Annotated in this window: 16 protein-coding genes and 1 tRNA gene; 12 read left to right on the top strand and 5 right to left on the bottom strand. The window is 36.5% G+C overall.

The genetic code is table 11. The features are described 5' to 3' along the window. Positions 1 to 354, top strand: coding sequence for a hypothetical protein (locus C8N46_RS02670; RefSeq protein WP_108113298.1), 354 nt, complete (start codon positions 1 to 3; stop codon positions 352 to 354). Here the strand turns inward: C8N46_RS02670 and C8N46_RS02665 are convergent. Continuing rightward, positions 338 to 829: an alpha-ketoglutarate decarboxylase gene (locus tag C8N46_RS02665; RefSeq protein ID WP_108113297.1), complete on the bottom strand. Its 492-nt coding sequence runs from the start codon at positions 827 to 829 to the stop codon at positions 338 to 340. The two genes, C8N46_RS02670 and C8N46_RS02665, sit on opposite strands and share 17 nt — an antisense overlap. A 168-nt stretch (positions 830 to 997) precedes the next feature. On the opposite strand from C8N46_RS02665, the gene C8N46_RS02660 reads away from it, so the two are divergent. The 3 genes from C8N46_RS02660 (at position 998) to C8N46_RS02650 (ending at position 7,317) form a co-directional block, all read left to right on the top strand. Further along, on the top strand, positions 998 to 3,772 hold the full coding sequence (locus tag C8N46_RS02660) for a 2-oxoglutarate dehydrogenase E1 component (RefSeq protein WP_108113296.1): 2,775 nt from the start codon (positions 998 to 1,000) through the stop codon (positions 3,770 to 3,772). Positions 3,773 to 3,889: 117 nt separating this feature from the next. Next, a complete protein-coding gene (gene odhB, locus C8N46_RS02655) occupies positions 3,890 to 5,113 on the top strand; it encodes a 2-oxoglutarate dehydrogenase complex dihydrolipoyllysine-residue succinyltransferase (RefSeq protein WP_108113295.1) in 1,224 nt (407 codons plus the stop codon). A 170-nt stretch (positions 5,114 to 5,283) separates the two neighbouring features. Next, positions 5,284 to 7,317, top strand: a complete 2,034-nt coding sequence (locus C8N46_RS02650) for a carboxypeptidase-like regulatory domain-containing protein (protein WP_158269062.1) — start codon at positions 5,284 to 5,286, stop codon at positions 7,315 to 7,317. 251 nt (positions 7,318 to 7,568) lie between these two features. Here C8N46_RS02650 and C8N46_RS02645 read toward each other — a convergent pair whose 3' ends face one another. Further along, the gene (locus C8N46_RS02645) at positions 7,569 to 8,009 is read right to left on the bottom strand and encodes a retropepsin-like aspartic protease (protein WP_108113293.1); all 441 of its coding nucleotides are present in this window, start codon (positions 8,007 to 8,009) and stop codon (positions 7,569 to 7,571) included. A gap of 126 nt (positions 8,010 to 8,135) precedes the next feature. On the opposite strand from C8N46_RS02645, the gene C8N46_RS02640 reads away from it, so the two are divergent. The 8 genes from C8N46_RS02640 (at position 8,136) to C8N46_RS02605 (ending at position 13,480) form a co-directional block, all read left to right on the top strand. Continuing rightward, entirely contained in the window at positions 8,136 to 8,903 is a 768-nt protein-coding gene (locus C8N46_RS02640) for a TatD family hydrolase (RefSeq protein ID WP_108113292.1), read from the top strand. A gap of 225 nt (positions 8,904 to 9,128) precedes the next feature. Then, entirely contained in the window at positions 9,129 to 10,157 is a 1,029-nt protein-coding gene (locus tag C8N46_RS02635) for an asparaginase (protein WP_108113291.1), read from the top strand. A gap of 58 nt (positions 10,158 to 10,215) precedes the next feature. Next, positions 10,216 to 10,303: transfer RNA gene (locus tag C8N46_RS02630), tRNA-Ser, on the top strand. A 78-nt stretch (positions 10,304 to 10,381) separates the two neighbouring features. Next, on the top strand, positions 10,382 to 11,113 hold the full coding sequence (locus tag C8N46_RS02625) for a MotA/TolQ/ExbB proton channel family protein (protein ID WP_108113290.1): 732 nt from the start codon (positions 10,382 to 10,384) through the stop codon (positions 11,111 to 11,113). 33 nt (positions 11,114 to 11,146) lie between these two features. Beyond that, positions 11,147 to 11,563, top strand: coding sequence for a hypothetical protein (locus C8N46_RS02620; RefSeq protein ID WP_108113289.1), 417 nt, complete (start codon positions 11,147 to 11,149; stop codon positions 11,561 to 11,563). Positions 11,564 to 11,565: 2 nt separating this feature from the next. Continuing rightward, the gene (locus C8N46_RS02615) at positions 11,566 to 12,183 is read left to right on the top strand and encodes an ExbD/TolR family protein (RefSeq protein WP_108113288.1); all 618 of its coding nucleotides are present in this window, start codon (positions 11,566 to 11,568) and stop codon (positions 12,181 to 12,183) included. Positions 12,184 to 12,196: 13 nt separating this feature from the next. Then, the gene (locus tag C8N46_RS02610; protein WP_108113287.1) at positions 12,197 to 12,682 is read left to right on the top strand and encodes an ExbD/TolR family protein; all 486 of its coding nucleotides are present in this window, start codon (positions 12,197 to 12,199) and stop codon (positions 12,680 to 12,682) included. Positions 12,683 to 12,784: 102 nt separating this feature from the next. After that, on the top strand, positions 12,785 to 13,480 hold the full coding sequence (locus tag C8N46_RS02605) for a porin family protein (protein WP_108113286.1): 696 nt from the start codon (positions 12,785 to 12,787) through the stop codon (positions 13,478 to 13,480). Here C8N46_RS02605 and C8N46_RS02600 read toward each other — a convergent pair. Genes C8N46_RS02600 through C8N46_RS02590 form a run of 3 tightly spaced genes read right to left on the bottom strand, consistent with a single transcriptional unit; the run spans position 13,475 to position 16,375 of the window. Then, positions 13,475 to 14,080 carry a hypothetical protein gene (locus tag C8N46_RS02600; protein WP_108113285.1) on the bottom strand — a complete coding sequence of 202 codons (606 nt, stop codon included), beginning with the start codon at positions 14,078 to 14,080 and terminating at the stop codon, positions 13,475 to 13,477. The two genes, C8N46_RS02605 and C8N46_RS02600, sit on opposite strands and share 6 nt — an antisense overlap. Further along, complete coding sequence (gene rpoN, locus C8N46_RS02595) at positions 14,081 to 15,538, bottom strand: RNA polymerase factor sigma-54 (RefSeq protein ID WP_108113284.1); 1,458 nt, start codon at positions 15,536 to 15,538, stop codon at positions 14,081 to 14,083. A 48-nt stretch (positions 15,539 to 15,586) separates the two neighbouring features. Beyond that, positions 15,587 to 16,375, bottom strand: a complete 789-nt coding sequence (locus C8N46_RS02590) for a hypothetical protein (protein ID WP_108113283.1) — start codon at positions 16,373 to 16,375, stop codon at positions 15,587 to 15,589. Positions 16,376 to 16,451: the final 76 nt, after the last annotated feature.

Here is a 16,451-nt window from a genome sequence, read left to right as displayed (position 1 = left end):
ATGTTGCCAAAAAATCATGCACATATCCAAGAACTCCTCGACGATGCCCAAAAAGAAGCATTGTACGAAAAACTGATAGCGCAACTCAACAAAGATTTTGCCTTAGCAAATATTGAAGAAACGTTTGCCCCCAACATTTCTCCAGAATCTTTAAAAAGAGAATTGCACGCGATAGTCTTTCAACTCATCCAAGAAAAATTTTCAGAATACTTGAATTTGCTCTACATCATCGACGTTTCCGAAACAAAAATAAAGGCACTTGATGGTTCTGATATGGTCAAACTTTCGGAACAAGTAGCGTTTCTAATTTTGAAACGCGAATGGCAAAAAGTGTGGTTTAAAAATAAACTCTGACAAAAGGTACTAAGGCATCTGCATAAATGCTCTTTTCATCATCGTGTAGTACGTTATACCGAACGCCAACGGTAAAATTATTGGTAGTATATCCAATCCCGAAAAATACGGCAGGTTGCCAATAATTATCATCTGCAAAAATAGGATCGTCAAAATCGCGGTTTACATTCATATATTCAAACTCGGTAGACAATTGAATTTCACGCAACGGACTATACAATCCAATAAGACTTCCGCCAATAATCGTAGATCTAAAAAAATCGTCATCGTTAAAATAAGTATAATTCAATGCAATACCTGCTGAAAACTGTGTATTAAAATCGTAAATCGCACTTGGTGCTACCGTAGCGCTAAAAATACCGTTTCCAAAACTCAAACCCAATCCGCCACCATAGCGTACACGTTTCCAAAAATCACTTCCTTGCGAATTGGAGGTTGTATTTTGTGAAAGTGCCGAAAGGGAAAATAACAACATAAAAAAGAGCAAAAAAGGACTTTTGAAGTGGCAAAAAACATTTTTTTTCATTTCTTAAAAAAGCTTATAGGTTATTCCCATAAATATATATAAAAACTTGTGATGTGTTTCTAGCAAAAGTTGTATTTTTGATAAAATTTTGTCGAAACAAGACGAGAAAGAAAAAACATGGATAGATTTTCCTTTTTAAATGCAGCACATACAGCATATTTTGCTGAATTATATGACCAATATTTACAAAATCCCGACAGCATAGAGCCAAGCTGGCGCGCCTTTTTTCAAGGATTCGATTTCGGAATGGAAAGCAATGGCGAAGAAATCTCAGAAACAACGCAAGTCATCACGAAAGAAGTTGTTCCTGAAAATGTTAAAAAAGAATTTGATGTAGTAAAACTTATCAACGGATATCGCACGCGCGGACACTTATTTACACGTACCAATCCTGTTCGCGAACGTAGAAAATACGAGCCAACACTAGCCTTGGAAAACTTCGGTTTAAGCGAAAGCGACTTAGACAAAACCTTTGAAGCAGGTGAAATTTTAGGCATCGGAAAAACCACACTTCGGAAAATTGTAGAGCACTTAGAGCGTATTTATTGCGAATCTATAGGTGTGGAATACATGTACATCAGAAAACCGGAGCAAATTGAGTGGATTCAGAAAAAGTTGAATGTCAACGACAATCACCCAAAGTTTTCTACAGACCAAAAGAAGCAAATTCTTAAAAAACTAAACGAAGCAGTTTCCTTTGAAAACTTTTTACATACCAAATATGTTGGACAAAAACGTTTCTCGTTGGAAGGTGGAGAATCGCTCATTCCTGCGTTGGATGCGTTGGTAGAAGCTGCGGCAGATGCTGGTGTAAAAGAATTTGTTTTAGGAATGGCGCACAGAGGTCGTTTGAATGTATTGACAAATATCTTTGGGAAATCGCCAAAAAACATCTTTAGCGAATTTGATGGAAAAGACTACGCCGAAGCTATTTTTGATGGTGATGTAAAATATCACTTAGGATTGACTTCTGATAGAGAAACCGATTCTGGTAAAAAAATCAGTATGAATATTGCGCCAAATCCGTCACACTTAGAAACGGTTGGTGCTGTTGTAGAAGGAATCGCTAGAGCAAAGCAAGATAGAAATCACGCAGATAACTTTTCAGAAGTATTGCCAATTGTGATTCACGGTGACGCGGCAATTGCGGGACAAGGTTTGGTATATGAAATTGTACAAATGTCGCAACTTGACGGTTATAAAACTGGAGGGACTATTCATATTGTCATCAACAATCAGGTTGGATTTACAACAAACTACTTAGACGCTCGTTCGTCAACGTATTGTACCGATGTTGGAAAAGTAACCCTATCGCCAGTATTGCACGTAAATGCGGATGCAGCGGAAGCTGTAGTACATGCAACGTTATTCGCTTTAGAATATCGTATGACATTCCAACGCGATGTATTTATTGACTTACTAGGATATCGTAAATACGGACACAACGAAGGTGATGAACCGCGTTTTACACAGCCAAAATTATACAAAGCCATTTCAAAACATAGCAATCCAAGAGACATCTACGCTGAAAAATTAGTAAAGCAAGGTGTCATTGATGAAAACTATGTGCGAGAATTGGAGAAAAAATACAAAGATTCACTAGAAGAAAATCTAGAAGATTCTCGTAAAGAAGAAAAAACAGTCATCACACCATTCATGCAAGACGCTTGGAAAGACTTAGGTTTGGAGCGTGTAGACGAAGGCGTGATGGAAAAAGATATTGACACCACCTATCCAGAAGATAAACTGGCACAAATTGCTGAAGTAGTGTCTAAACTTCCGTCAGATAAAAAATTCTTGCGAAAAATAAACCGTATCGTTTCCGATCGTCATACAATGTTCTTTGAAAAGAATGAAATCGATTGGGGAATGGGAGAAACACTCGCGTATGGTTCGTTATTGCAAGAAGGATTTGACGTGCGTATCACAGGACAAGATGTAGAACGAGGAACCTTTTCGCATCGCCATGCAGTTGTCAAAGTAGAAGAATCGGAAGAAGAAATTAAGTTGCTAGACCATGTAGCGGAGAATCAAGGAAACTTCTACATTTACAATTCATTGTTATCAGAATATGGAGTGGTAGGATTTGATTACGGATATGCGATGGCAAGTCCAAATACCTTAACGATTTGGGAAGCGCAATTTGGTGACTTTAGCAACGGCGCGCAAATTATGATTGACCAGTACATTTCTTCAGCAGAAGACAAATGGAAAACCCAAAACGGTTTGGTGATGCTACTGCCACATGGATATGAAGGACAAGGAGCAGAGCATTCCTCAGGGCGTATGGAACGTTATTTACAATTATGCGCTAAAGACAATATGTTTGTTGCTGATTGTACCACGCCAGCAAACTTCTATCACCTATTGCGTCGTCAAATGAAAGCAGGTTTTAGAAAGCCTTTGATTGTATTTACGCCAAAAAGTTTATTGCGTCATCCAAAAGCAGTATCTACACGTGAAGAATTTGCAACGGGAAGCTTTCAAACACTCATTGACGATGTGAATGCAGATGCTAAAAAAGTAAAAACCTTAGTATTTTGTACAGGTAAATTCTACTACGACTTACTAGAAGAGCGCGAAAAGCAAGGTAGAGAAGCAGACGTAGCTTTGGTACGATTGGAGCAATTGTTCCCATTACCAAAAACAAAAATTAAAGACATATTAGCAAAATATAAAAACGCGGACGATGTCGTTTGGGCACAAGAAGAACCTAGAAACATGGGAGCGTATGGTCATTTACTCATGCACATGGAAGAAGTTCGAAACTTCAGAGTAGCTTCAAGAAGATTTTACGGAGCGCCAGCCGCAGGAAGTGCCGTTCGTTCCAAACGTCGTCATGAAGAAGTCATTGCGTATGTCTTTGACAAAACAAAAGATAACATGCGTTAAGAAATAGAGTTGATTTAAATTCAGTCAAAAAATATTTCATAACACACAATGTTCGCTGCGCTTGTTCGAGTGAACATTCTAAAAACAAACAAAATAAAAACTAAAATATAGAACACGATGATTTTAGAAATGAAAGTTCCTTCGCCAGGAGAATCCATCACTGAAGTAGAAATTGCAGAATGGTTAGTACAAGACGGCGATTACGTAGAAAAAGACCAAGCAATTGCTGAGGTTGATTCTGATAAAGCAACCTTAGAGTTGCCAGCAGAAGCTAGTGGAACAATCACCTTAAAAGCAGAAGAAGGCGATGCGGTAGAAGTTGGACAAGTAGTTTGTTTAATTGATACAAGTGCAGAGAAACCAAGCGGAGGCGATGCTCCGAAAGAAGAAAAGAAAGCGGAAGCACCAAAACCTGAGCCTGCAAAACCTGAAGCACCAAAAGCGACAGAACCAGCAAAAACATACGCAACAGGAACAGCTTCTCCAGCGGCTAAAAAAGTACTAGCTGAAAAAGGAATGAGTGCTAACGAAGTACAAGGAACAGGAAAAGACGGTCGTGTTACGAAAGATGATGCCGTAAAAGCACAACCAAGTATGGGAACACCAACAGGCGGTTCGCGCGGTACAGAGCGTACAAAACTATCCATGTTACGTAGAAAAGTGGCAGAACGTTTGGTATCCGCTAAAAACGAAACGGCAATGTTAACTACGTTCAACGAAGTTGACATGTCGCCAATTTTTGCTTTACGTAAAGAATATAAAGAAGCTTTCAAAGCGAAGCACGGCGTAAGTTTAGGATTTATGTCTTTCTTCACATTGGCAGTGGTTCGTGCGTTAAAATTATATCCAGCAGTTAACTCTATGATTGATGGAAAAGAAATGATAAGCTACGACTTCTGTGACATCAGTATTGCGGTTTCAGGACCAAAAGGATTGATGGTTCCTGTCATTAGAAATGCTGAAAACCTATCCTTCAGAGGTGTTGAAGCGGAAGTAAAACGATTGGCATTGCGTGCTCGCGATGGACAAATTACTGTGGATGAAATGACCGGCGGAACATTTACCATTTCTAACGGAGGTGTTTTCGGAAGTATGTTATCTACGCCAATTATCAATCCGCCACAATCTGGAATTTTAGGAATGCACAACATTGTAGAACGACCAGTTGCTGTGGATGGACAAGTAGTGATTCGACCAATTATGTATGTTGCGCTATCGTATGATCATAGAATTATTGACGGAAAAGAATCTGTAGGATTCTTAGTAGCCGTAAAAGAAGCGTTGGAAAATCCAGAAGAATTATTAATGGACAACAATGTGAAAAAAGCATTGGAATTATAAAAACCGACTGTATATGTCATTAAAAGCCATTGTGGAAACGCAATGGCTTTTTTTGTGGCGTTTTGTAAATTAACTTTTTTTAAGAATTCACATATTGGTTGATGTCTTTATTTTCAGTAACTTAAGAGTTTAAAATGAGCGTTGAATTACGACTTGGAAAACCATCAGCTATGAAAAAAATAACGACCACTTTTATACTATTCCTATTTACAATCGCAGCTTTTGCGCAATATGAAATTACGATTGATGCCTATATTTTAGACACAGAAACCAAAGAACCCATTCCGTATGTAAATGTTGAATTTTTAGACAAAGACATCAAAGCCGTAACAGACGCTTCTGGAAAATTTACCATGTCATTTGATGAAGGTTGGGTACGTGAAAATGACCGTTTTCAGCTTTTAGCAAACGGTTATAAAACGGTCACAACAGAAATGTCTAAACTAAAAAAATATCTTTCTGTATCTGATAAAATCTATCTAAGGGCGAATGATAATATTGTAAAAAAAAATAAACTAAAAGGAACCGTTTCTACACAAAAAAATCTCTCCATACAAAATGCTACCGTGCGAATAAAAAATAGTTTTACCGTAGCGCACACCGATTTTGATGGTGTGTTTTCAATTTCTGCAAAAGTAGGAGATACACTTGTGGTGAGCTATTTAGGAATGGATGCCAAAGAAGTGGTTATTCGCAATCGAAATCCGTTGGATATTGTGTTGAATCCGAATACGGAATTGCTAAATCCCGTAACATTAAAAGGAAAGAAAAAAGAGAAAAAACCACAGTTTGTAGACACAGGATTCGGCAAAGTAACACTCGATTCTTTTGGTTCAAGTACCATCATTTCATCAGAAGATATTGGTCCACAACATATTTACACCTCCGATGTGTTGCGCGGAAGTGTAGCAGGTTTATTTGTGTACAACGGCGGAACAAATACAGTTCCACGTTATTCCATATCGCCACGCCGTAGTTTGACTTCAGGGAATTTTACACCTATCGATTCAGATTCGCAAACACTAATGTTGCTTCGCGGTGAGTCGGTTCAGGTGTATTATGATGGTTTTCCTTTTCGTGGAAGTTTAGACGATATAGAGTTAAGGACGATTGACAATATTGTCATTTTAAAATCGATAGAATCTACCATATTGTACGGTGGAAAACCAACTATTTTAATCACATCCAAAAATCGATTCTTAAAAAAAGATGCGAATGGAACTATTGTAAATACAGCATTGGCAACCAATAACGATTACAAAGAAAGGATTCCGCTCATTTATAATGTGGACGAAAAACCAATGTATATTTTAGAATTGGAATCGGCAAAAACATACGCTGAAGCCATTGAAATATTTAAAAAACAACAGCAAAATGCAAATCGAAATACCATTCCATATTATTTGGATACGGCTGAATATTTTAAGCGTTGGGGAAAAGATAAAGCCTTAGGGATTTTGCAAAACATTGAAGTATTAGCGGAGGAAAATCCGAAAGCTTTGAAAAGCTTGGCATATAAACTAGAAGAAATGGGCGAATTTGAAAAGGCAAAAGAAGTCTATCAACGCATTGCAGTGTTGTTGCCAAATGCTTCACAATCGTACCGCGATTTGGCATTGGCGTATAAGCGTGCTGGAAACTATCAAGAATCGTTGGATTTGTATATAAAAATGCTCACGGATTCGTTTGAAAACATAGATTTTTCTGGATTGGAAAAGCCGCTTTTGAGCGAAATGCAACAATTACTGCGCAGACATAGAGTAGAACTTGATTATAAAGACATTCCTTCAAACTTGCTCAAAGCAACATTTAAATATGATGTGCGCTTGGTATTGGAATGGAATCGACCAGATGCTAAATTTGAATTTCAATTTGTCAATCCGTCACAAAAATTCTACACATGGGAACATACACTTTCTGCTAAAAAAGACCGTCTGATAGATGAGGTGAAAAACGGTTATCACATGGAAGAATTTATTATTGATGATACAAATAACACGGGCGAATGGATTGTGAATATTAAAAGTTTGGAAGAAGAAGACAATAGCAATCCTACCTATTTAAAATATACTGTATATACCAACTACGGCGCGCCAAATCAAGAACGAAGTATAAAAGTAGTGAAATTATACAAGCACCAACAAAAAGTAACATTAGACAAGATTAACTATCAATCAAATACATCATCTTCCTTGCAGCGATAGGAAGATTAAGCGAGAAAATTACTATAACAACTCGTAAATGTTGATACAAAAAGCAGCAATCAGCAAAATAACTTGTATGGTAAAAAGGATGGTAAATCGTTTATTGCTATGCGTTAGGGAAGTCATGACAACTCATTTTTAGTTAATAGGGTAAAAATCTTAAAAAATACGCGTAAAAAAATGCGCAATTCTACCTGTTTTTTTAAACAAGTACTTTTAAAAACATAAAAACAGTTGTGTTGACAAAAACCCTACTTTAAGTACAGGCAATTTTTATCGTAATCAATCACGGCTTTTCCTTTGCGCAAAATATCAGCGCCAATAATTCCGTGTACAGGCTCGGCTTCGTGTTGTGTTAGGGCAGTATTTACATGATCCAAATTAAAAAGTACCAACGCTACACGTTGTTTTTTCCACTTTCCAATTCGAATTTTATTGCTTTTCGCGATTTGAGTTTCCATATTCACTGCACCAGCACCAGCAGCTTTAATTGTAGAATCTTTCGCTTTCAACTTAAAAATCTTTACAGCTTCAAAACCAACACATGAGGTAGAAGCGCCTGTATCTAAAATAAAACTTCCTTCCACACCATTAATCTTTGCTTTTACTTCGTAATGATTCGTGTTGATTCGATTCAACTTCACACGTGTATATCCTTTGTCGAGCAAAAACTTTCGCAAACTCTTTCTCATCTGTAAAAATATCTAATTCGATTCTTCACAAAAATACGAATCAAAACAACGAAACGATATAAAAAAGCGAAAACCTTTTAAAAAGAAGTGCAGTATAAATATTATGGAAAGTACTATTTTTGCGGCATGATACTTACAGATACGCATACACATTTATACAGCGAAGCTTTTGACGAAGATAGAGATGACATGATGCAGCGCGCCATACAACATGGTGTACAACGTTTTTTTGTACCCGCAATCGATTCTACGTATACAGAGCGCATGTTTCAGCTTGAAAAAAACTATCCTAATCATGTTTTTTTGATGTCAGGATTGCATCCAACACATGTGAAAGAAAATTACAAAGAAGAAATAGCACATGTAGAAGCATTACTAGCCGCACGGAAATTTTATGCGGTTGGCGAAATTGGTATTGATTTGTATTGGGATACCACATTTTTAAGTCAACAGCAAGAAGCGTTTCAGTATCAAATTCAACTTGCAAAAAAGTACGAGCTTCCTATTGTTATTCACTGTCGCGATGCGTTTGACGAAGTATTTGAAGTGTTGGAAAAAGAAAAAGATGATGCCCTTTTCGGGATTTTTCACTGTTTCACGGGAACCAAAGTACACGCTGAAAAAGCCTTGAGTTACAATATGAAACTCGGTATTGGTGGCGTTGTAACCTTTAAAAATGGTAAAATTGACAAATTTCTTCACGAAATTCCGCTAGAACATATTGTTTTAGAAACCGACGCACCTTATTTAGCGCCAACGCCGTATAGAGGAAAGCGAAATGAAAGCAGTTACGTGACCAATGTATTGGGAAAAGTAGCAGAAATATATCAGCTATCCACAGAAGAAGTCGCGCAAATCACCACAGAAAACTCAAAAGCTATTTTCGGAATATAATCCGTAATTTGGTTATTTTTGTTTAAAAGTTTAGAGCCAAGAGCCAAGAGCCAAGAGCCAAGAGCCAAGAGCCAAGAGCCAAGAGCCAAGAGCCAAGATGCAAGACTCAAGAGTTAAGGCAAATCAACAAATTAACAAAAAACGAATAACAAAAAAACAAACAACCAAAAGCAAAGCGACCCAATACCCAACACCCAACACCAAAAACCCAACACCCACAAAAAAATGACCCAACCCAGAATACTACTCATATACACAGGTGGAACCATCGGAATGATTAAAGATTTTGAAACGGGTGCGCTTCGTGCTTTTAACTTTGACAAACTCTTAGAGCGTATTTCAGAGCTGATTCATTTGGATTGTTTTATTGAAACAGTTGCCTTTGACACACCGATAGACTCTTCCGATATGAATCCGCAAAACTGGATAAAAATTGCGGAAATCATCGAAGAAAACTATGCGCAATTTGACGGTTTTGTAGTATTACACGGAAGCGACACCATGAGTTATTCAAGTTCGGCGTTGAGTTTTATGTTGGAAAACTTGGCAAAACCTGTCATTTTCACAGGTTCGCAATTGCCTATTGGCGATTTACGCACGGATGCAAAGGAAAACCTCATTACGTCTATTCAATTAGCTTCCTTGCGTGATGCTGACGGAAATCCGGAAATACAAGAGGTCGGATTGTACTTTGAATACAAACTCTACAGAGCCAATCGAACTACCAAAATAAACGCAGAACATTTTGAAGCATTTGCATCGCTCAACTATCCACCATTGGCAGAATCGGGTGTGCATTTAAAAATATTTAAGGAAAATTTGTGGCGTGCAACTCCAGGGAAACCATTTAAAGTGCACAAACAAATAGATAATAATATTGCTTTAATCAAACTATTTCCTGGCATTACTAAAGCAAGTTTAGAAGGTTTTTTAGCTTCAAACACTATAAAAGCCATCATTTTAGAAACGTATGGTGCGGGAAATGCGCCTACAGCGCCTTGGTTTTTGGAATTTTTATCAGAAATAAAACAAAAAGGAATCTTCCTTGTCAATGTAACACAGTGTTCCGGTGGAAAAGTCATTATGGGACAATACGAAACTAGTGTTGCCTTAAAAAACCTTGAAATCGTGAGCGGAAAAGACATTACCACTGAAGCCGCGATAGCCAAGCTTATGTATCTTCTTGGTAGGAAAATGGACATGTCAACCTTCAAAATAGTCTTTGAAACACAGATTAGAGGTGAAATGTCTTAAAAATAACCTGATATATTTCAAAAACTAAAATATTTTTTGTTATTTGCCCGTCCATTTTAGAGAGGTGGCCGAGTGGTCGAAGGCGCACGCCTGGAAAGTGTGTATACGGCACAACCGTATCGAGGGTTCGAATCCCTTCCTCTCTGCATAAAAATATCGTACATTATTATTAAAATTTTTATATCTTTAACCCGATTAACTAACAAAATTTAAGTTCAAAAGAAATGAAAAAAGGATTTTCTATTATGGCTGTGGCCATGTTAACGATTTTAAATGTAGGTGTAGCAACAGCGCAAGACGCAGCTGAAGCAACAGCAGGTGCTGAGCAAGGTATTCACCAAATATTAAAAGATTACTTTATTAAAGGTGGCCCTGGATTTATGGGAATTGTACTTTTATGTCTTATCTTAGGATTGGCTATTTGTATTGAAAGAATCATCTACCTTAATATGGCGTCTACTAATAACAAGAAGTTATTAGCAAATGTTGAAAATGCTTTAGCGAGTGGTGGAGTAGAAGCTGCAAAAGAAGTAGCTAGAAACACAAAAGGTCCTGTAGCATCTATCTTTTATCAAGGATTAGACCGTATGGATGAAGGTGTTGAAAACGCTGAAAAAGCAGTAGTTGCTTACGGTGGAGTACAAATGGGACAATTAGAAAGAAACGTATCTTGGATTTCTTTATTTATCGCCATTGCACCAATGTTAGGTTTCATGGGAACGGTAATTGGTATGATTCAAGCCTTCGATAAAATTGCAGCAGTAGGTTCGTTAGATGCTTCGTTAATTGCGAGTTCTATTCAGGTAGCCTTATTGACAACTGTATTCGGTTTGATTGTAGGTATTATTCTTCAAATTTTCTACAACTATATTATTGCTAAAATTGATAGTATTGTAAACGATATGGAAGATTCATCTATTTCTTTAATAGATTTATTAGTTCGTTACAAGAAATAAGACTATCAACTTTTATACAATACAATATATAATATGAAAACTTTAAAATTAATACTAACAATTTTAATTGCCGTAATAGCATTGATAGGGTTAATTCTCTATATTATGATACTTACGGACAATTCAACTGGAAATGGAATGATTATTGCAGGTGAAGTATTGGTTATTGTTACTTCGGCAATTGCATTGTTCTTTGGAATTAAAAACTTGGCTACCAATCCACAGGCGTTAAAGAAAACATTGATTTCTTTAGCAGTATTTGCCATCATCGCAATCCTGTCTTATGTAGCTGCAAGTGACGTAATTCCGAAAAATCTAGGAGACGATATACAAGTAACCGCAACAGAATCTAAATATGTAGGAACAGGTATTTACATGTTCTACTTTTTAGCAGCCATAGCAATTTTGTCTATGATTGGATTTGGAATCAAGAAAACACTTAACAAATAATTATGGGAAGAAGAAACATACCAGAAGTGAACGCAGGTTCGATGGCCGATATTGCATTCTTACTTCTTATCTTTTTCTTAGTAACTACTACATTCCAAGAGGATGCAGGAATCAACCGTAAGTTGCCTCCAATGCCGCCTCCTGGAGTAACACCACCAATCATCAAGCAAAAGAACTTATTTACAGTATTGGTAAATAAAAACAATGATCTTTTGGTTGAAGAAGAAATCATGGATATCAAAGATTTGCGCAAAGCAGCAATAGAATTCCTTGATAACGGTGGCGGAACTAACGAAAAAGGTGAGCCTTGTACATATTGTAAAGGTAAGAAGGATCCAGAATCTTCAGATCATCCCAACAAAGCGATTATTTCTGTACGAAACGATAGAGAGACAAACTATAAAACGTTCATGTCTGTACAAAATGAACTCGTAGGTGCATACAATGTGTTGAGAAACCGTGAAGCACAACGTTTGTATCAAAGAGATTTTACAGAAATGGAAAGTGTCGTTGCTGATCCTCAAGTCGATGAATCAGTAAAAGAAGACTTAAAAGAGAAAATGGAAGTAATTAAAGAGTTATTTCCTTTGAAAATATCTGAAGCAGAAACAAATAATTAAAAACGTAGTTACTATGTCTAAATTTAAAAAGAAAAAAAGTGGTGAATTACCACCTGTTTCTACAGCAGCATTACCAGATATTGTATTCATGTTATTATTTTTCTTTATGACGGTAACCACGTTTAAGAAAGATGATTACAAAGTAGCACAAGATTTCCCGTATGCAGACCAAGTGCAGAAGCTAGATAAAAATGATCCTATCATTTATATTTATGCAGGAAAACCTCATGAAAGATATCAAAAGGAAGTAGGAGCACAAGCAAAAATTCAGTTAAATGATAAGTTTGCAAATGTTGATGAAATTAAAGATTATTGGTTTAATACGCTGAACAATGATGTTGGTCAAGAGTTCAGATATGTTGCCATTACAGCTTTAAAAGTTGATGGAGAAACGAATATGGGATTGGTAGCAGATATCAAGCAACAACTTCGTGAAATCAACGCGTTAAAGATTAACTACACCACTAGAAAAGGTGAAGCTAGTCAAAATTACAAATAGAAAATCTTAAATTTTTATAGAAAAGCACTCTACTAAGAGTGCTTTTTTTATGTTATCTTGTCATAGAATCCACAAAGCAATCGTTTTTAAAATACATCGCAAATGAAACATATTGTTATTGGAATTGTAATCTTGTTAGGAATGCAAGCAGGTTTTGCACAAGAAGAGTCCATTCAAGACACAATTCCTGATGATAAGTACCGTGAAGACCAGATTTATATCGGATTCACCTATAACATCCTTCAAAATCGCCCTAGCGGCATTTCTCAAAATAACTTTTCAAACGGATTGCATATAGGTGTTATCCGCGATTTTCCCATCAACAAAAAACGAAACAAAGCTATCGGAATTGGTCTGGGCTATTCTTTTAATTCTTACTTTCATAATTTAAAAGCAGTAGAAACGGACAACGGAATTGCTTATGAAGCTATTGATGGCGATGTAAGTTTTAAGCGAAATAAATACCGAACACACGAAGTAGAATTGCCTATCGAATTTCGCTGGCGAACGTCTACAGCAGAAACATATAAATTTTGGCGTATTTACGGCGGATTCAAAGTTGGATATATTTTTTCGGGAGTTTCTAAATTTATCAGTGATGCTGAAAAGCTAAAGTTTCAAAACGACGATTTGAATCGTTTTCAATACGGATTGACGCTAAGTGCAGGATACAATACGTGGAATTTTCACTTCTATTATGGGTTGAACAAGCTTTTTAAAGATGATACCTTTACCACCAATGGCGAACAATTTCAAATAAATACCATTAAAGTAGGCTTGATGTTTTACATTTTATAACCAATCGTACATCACTAACAATTGAGGAATAACGCCAATGGCAAACCCAAGAATCAGTTCGCCAACAGTATGCGCTTTTAAGTACAAACGCGAGCTTCCTACAATTCCAATCATTAAAATTAAAATGCTTAATGCAAACGTAATGTTGAGTTGATAGCTAATGCTGAGCACTATCAAAAACATGACCAAACCAGCAATTCCCATCATGTGCATGCTCGCTTTGATGCGAATCAACACGAAAAACAAACACAATATTGCCGAAATCAGCGTCGCGACAAAAAAATAATACAACTCTGCAAAAATAGATTTCGAAATGATTTTGGTAACAATTAAAAACAGCAGTAAAACATATAAGTATAACGGAATTTTACGCTGCCGTACATCTTTCACAAAAACAGTATCAATCATTCGTAGTCGTCGCAACAAAATAAATGTCAAGATAGGAATGAATACAGTAAAAATGGCAATCGTGATGGATACGTCTATTTTAAAGTTGAATTCATACATGCGTGGCGTTACCAGAAAGAATCCAACAGTTGCCATTACAGGAATAAAGATAGGATGAAATATGTACGAGATAACGTTGAGAAAAGTGCGCATTTATATTTTCTTTCGTAAGCGAGCCACAGGAATATCGAGCTGTTCTCTATATTTTGCTACAGTTCTGCGTGCAATTGGATAGCCTTTTTCTTTTAAAATACTGGCTAACTTTTCATCTGTCAACGGTTTTTTCTTGTTTTCTTCTTCAATGACAGTTTCTAAAATCTTTTTAATTTCTCGTGTAGAAACATCTTCTCCTTGCTCATTTTTCATTGCTTCCGAGAAAAACTCCTTAATCAATTTCGTTCCGTACGGCGTATCCACGTATTTGCTATTTGCCACACGCGAAACCGTAGAAACATCCATGTTAATCATATCGGCAATGTCTTTCAGAATCATAGGTTTTAGCTTGCGCTCATCGCCTGTAAGGAAATATTCCTCTTGATAATGCATAATGGCATTCATCGTTACCAAAAGTGTCTGTTGACGTTGTTTTATGGCATCAATAAACCACTTGGCAGCGTCTAACTTTTGCTTGATAAACAATACCGCATCTTTTTGCGATTTCGTTTTCTCACGGGCGTCTTTATAGCCTTTAAGCATGTTATTGTATTCTTTAGAAACATGCAATTCGGGAGCATTTCTACCGTTTAAGGTCAATTCTAAGACACCTTCAACGATACGAATGGTAAAATCGGGAACAATATGTTCTATGATTTTGGTATTTCCAGCATACGAGCCGCCAGGTTTTGGATTTAAACGCTCAATTTCTAAAATCGCATCACGCAGTTCTACTTCAGTAATATCAAACTTCTGTAATAGCTTTTTGTAATGTTTTTTGGTAAAATGCTCAAACGACTTTTCCAAAATTTCAATCGCCATTTCTATAGAAGCTGTCGGTTCTTTTCTTTGTAGTTGAATGAGTAAGCATTCTTGCAAATTTCGTGCGCCAACTCCAGCCGGATCCAGTTCGTGCACAATATTTAAAATCTTTTCTATGTGTTCTACAGAAGTGAAAATATTTTGTGTAAATGCTAAATCGTCCACAATATCTTCCAAAGGTCTGCGGATATAACCACTTTCATCCACGCTGCCAATCAAAAATTCAGCCACTTCACGGTCTTCTTCCGAAAGGCGAAACGTATTCAATTGATTCTTTAAATGTTGATTAAAAGACGTTCCAGACGCATACGGAACGCTTTTCTCTTCATCATCGGCACTATAATTATTGGTTTGTAAACGATAACTTGGAATTTCATCATCACTCAAATATTCGTCCACATTGATATCTTCTGCAGCGATTGACTCGTTTCCATAATCGTCATCATAATCATTTGACAAATCGGAATCAAAATCGTCCGTTTGCTCTTTTCCGCTATCCAATGCAGGATTTTCTTCCAATTCTTGTTTCAATCGTTGCTCAAAAGCTTGCGTAGGCAATTGAATCAACTTCATTAATTGAATTTGTTGAGGAGATAGTTTTTGAGATAGTTTAAAATTCAGTTGTTGTTTAAGCATGGTATTCTGTTAAAACACGTGGTTTTGTTGATTAGTTTTTGGTCTTAGTTATAATTCATAAATTTTGTATATCGCTTTTCCGCCACCAGTTTGAATATTCATCGTGCGCTCACCTTTGATAAATCTTTTGGTTTTTCGATCAATTTCATAGATGCCTTTTGCTTTGTTTTTCTTTAGCATTCCAGCAAATCCATCAATCGTCATTTCAACGTCTACAAAAATTCTATCCTCAGTAATGTCATCAACCGTATATACGTATTTTATTTTCTGCGATGCAATCAAAGGATTTTCTGTGTTAAAATCCCAAGTAGTACCTACGGCGAGTTTTTCTTTCGGAAATGCGAGTGGCACAGGTGTATATTGATCTACAAAAGATGTATCATACAAATAACTATCATCGCCTTTAAATTGAGCTTCTTTGATGATATTTCCGTATTTATCTAGTGTTAACGTAAACTCTTTATCTAAATATTGTTTGATATCGTTATACATTTCCAATTCAGTAGCGCTCAATCTTTTGGTACTGTTTAGTGATTGTATCACTTCGGTGTCTAAACTTTCCTTTTCACCAAAAATATCAGACTTATATTGCATACGAGTCACTTTTCCAGTAAACACAAACGTACTATCAGCTGTGACCTCATCCAATTGAAAATGAACATAGCTCATTTCTTCAAAAGAACCTTGTTTGTTGGCACTAGTTTCTGTTCCTAACACTAGTGTTTGTGTAAATCCTTTCGGAAAATTAATGGTGGAACTGACTTTGTCTGTACTTTTCTGGGAACAGCTCACCAAAAATAATACCATTGTTACGATACTGTAAAAACTTTTTCTCATGAATTGTGTGTAAGTGTTACACAAATATAACAAACTTCGATGGTAAAGTATATTACGCATCAAAAATTAGCAAACG

This window comes from Kordia periserrulae, from assembly GCF_003054265.1.
Classification (GTDB): domain Bacteria; phylum Bacteroidota; class Bacteroidia; order Flavobacteriales; family Flavobacteriaceae; genus Kordia; species Kordia periserrulae.
This window is presented reverse-complemented; position numbering and strand designations above follow the sequence as displayed.

Coding starts and splice junctions, on each gene's coding strand:
- C8N46_RS02590 (WP_108113283.1), bottom strand. CDS start 16,375: ATGAGAAAAAGTTTTTACAGTATCGTAACAATGGTATTATTTTTGGTG.
- C8N46_RS02600 (WP_108113285.1), bottom strand. CDS start 14,080: ATGCGCACTTTTCTCAACGTTATCTCGTACATATTTCATCCTATCTTT.
- rpoN (WP_108113284.1), bottom strand. CDS start 15,538: ATGCTTAAACAACAACTGAATTTTAAACTATCTCAAAAACTATCTCCT.
- C8N46_RS02650 (WP_158269062.1), top strand. CDS start 5,284: ATGAAAAAAATAACGACCACTTTTATACTATTCCTATTTACAATCGCA.
- C8N46_RS02620 (WP_108113289.1), top strand. CDS start 11,147: ATGAAAACTTTAAAATTAATACTAACAATTTTAATTGCCGTAATAGCA.
- C8N46_RS02665 (WP_108113297.1), bottom strand. CDS start 829: ATGTTGTTATTTTCCCTTTCGGCACTTTCACAAAATACAACCTCCAAT.
- C8N46_RS02645 (WP_108113293.1), bottom strand. CDS start 8,009: ATGAGAAAGAGTTTGCGAAAGTTTTTGCTCGACAAAGGATATACACGT.
- C8N46_RS02670 (WP_108113298.1), top strand. CDS start 1: ATGTTGCCAAAAAATCATGCACATATCCAAGAACTCCTCGACGATGCC.
- C8N46_RS02640 (WP_108113292.1), top strand. CDS start 8,136: ATGATACTTACAGATACGCATACACATTTATACAGCGAAGCTTTTGAC.
- C8N46_RS02625 (WP_108113290.1), top strand. CDS start 10,382: ATGAAAAAAGGATTTTCTATTATGGCTGTGGCCATGTTAACGATTTTA.
- C8N46_RS02660 (WP_108113296.1), top strand. CDS start 998: ATGGATAGATTTTCCTTTTTAAATGCAGCACATACAGCATATTTTGCT.
- C8N46_RS02615 (WP_108113288.1), top strand. CDS start 11,566: ATGGGAAGAAGAAACATACCAGAAGTGAACGCAGGTTCGATGGCCGAT.
- C8N46_RS02605 (WP_108113286.1), top strand. CDS start 12,785: ATGAAACATATTGTTATTGGAATTGTAATCTTGTTAGGAATGCAAGCA.
- C8N46_RS02610 (WP_108113287.1), top strand. CDS start 12,197: ATGTCTAAATTTAAAAAGAAAAAAAGTGGTGAATTACCACCTGTTTCT.
- odhB (WP_108113295.1), top strand. CDS start 3,890: ATGATTTTAGAAATGAAAGTTCCTTCGCCAGGAGAATCCATCACTGAA.
- C8N46_RS02635 (WP_108113291.1), top strand. CDS start 9,129: ATGACCCAACCCAGAATACTACTCATATACACAGGTGGAACCATCGGA.